Below are 1,512 nucleotides of genomic sequence, written 5' to 3' on the forward strand. Positions count from 1 at the left end.
GTTGCTGTGGAGCTGGAACAGCGATGCGTACGGAGCCGGTGCACCGAACGAGGACGTGGACGGTGATGGCAATACGACGAGCATCGCACTGCGCTTCCCAGGTCAGGTTTATGATGCGACCAGCCAGCTAAGCTATAACTACTACCGGGACTACAATGCGCAGACCGGGCGGTATGTGCAGAGTGATCCGATCGGGTTGAAGGGTGGGCTCAATACCTATGGGTATGTGGGCGGGAATCCGTTGAGCCACATTGATCCTGCCGGCACGCAGTCGATTGCGATCCCAGAATGGTTGGACGCTATCAGATTCCCATTAGCACTTCCAAGGATTGGAGCGGCGATAGGTGGCGCAGCGATTGCAGGTGCTAGCTGCCTCTTGTACCCAAATAACTCACTTGCATCTCCTCAAATGGATGATTGCGCGGGTGGATGCCTGTATTCAGATAAAGCAAACGACGGCAAAGACCCAAGCACTCCTACCGGACAGCGTGGTAGTCCTCTGGACGTTCCAAGGGGTACAAATGAGGCGGGCAATATTGATGGCCGAGATTATTCAGGACATGCGCTTGATCAGATGCAAGGCAGAGGGATTACGCCCACACCAGTTGAAGATGCAATCGTGAATGGTAACTCTAGGCCAGACAAAGATTACCCGGACAGCCGAACCGAGCATCAGAGCGCAGATGGAAAACTAATTGTAATTACAGATAGTGCTACCGGCCGTGTCATCACAGTAATACCGAGGTAAAAATGGAAGATTTCATCTTGAGGCAACTCTCGCTAATGATGACAACCGTAAATCTGTATAGAGTAGGGGATATGCCTCTGAATTCAGCAATTCAAAGAATTGAAGGGCTAGGTCGGATAATTGACGGAAGATTTTGGAACGAGAATCTGTTTCCGCTGATCGTTGACCTTGAAAGAATAAATTCTGAGATTATTAATCGCTCCAATGGTATCTCTGAATCAGAGAAGGAAAAGGTTTTGATCACTATGAGCATAATTGATCAAGAGATATTGAATTTCGGGGGTATTGACTTTCATAAATTTATATCCGACGATTAGATTGGATTGTAAGGTTATCAAAGATAAAAGACGAATATGGGGTGGATAAAAAAACTAATGGATACCCCATATTTTATTCTATAATTTTTGCAACATGCTTCGTGGTTTCCGCTATTTACCGGTGAAAACGGGAAGATATGGATAAAAAAATTGGCTCATAATTTTTAATTGCATAAGAAATTGGCTCATGGACGTGATGGTTAGTAGGAGTTAAACGGGTTATCGCAATTACTGGAGAGCCCTCTGATAACTGCCCCGCCAGCAACTCCACCTACACCTACGACGACCGCGGCCAAGTCCTGACCAAGACCGACGCCAAAGGCTTTATCACCACCTACACCTACAACGACCGGGGCCTGGAAGCCAGCCACACCGAAGCCAGCGGCACGCCCCAGGCCCGCACCACCACTACCACCTGGGACCCCACACGGTTCCTGCGCACCCAGT

General features: G+C 48.6%; 3 protein-coding genes. All 3 read left to right on the plus strand.

Annotated elements, in window-relative coordinates:
- On the plus strand, positions 1 to 748 hold a 748-nt coding region (locus HB675_RS25645; protein WP_213881961.1), incomplete at its 5' end, for an RHS repeat-associated core domain-containing protein.
- A gap of 2 nt (positions 749 to 750) precedes the next feature.
- Positions 751 to 1,065, plus strand: a complete 315-nt coding sequence (locus tag HB675_RS25650; protein ID WP_213881962.1) for a hypothetical protein — start codon at positions 751 to 753, stop codon at positions 1,063 to 1,065.
- Positions 1,066 to 1,292: 227 nt separating this feature from the next.
- The coding region (locus HB675_RS25655) for an RHS repeat domain-containing protein (protein ID WP_345945801.1) at positions 1,293 to 1,512 on the plus strand (220 nt) is incomplete at its 3' end.

The organism is Pseudomonas sp. dw_358, assembly GCF_018449655.1.
In the GTDB taxonomy this organism is placed as follows: domain Bacteria; phylum Pseudomonadota; class Gammaproteobacteria; order Pseudomonadales; family Pseudomonadaceae; genus Aquipseudomonas.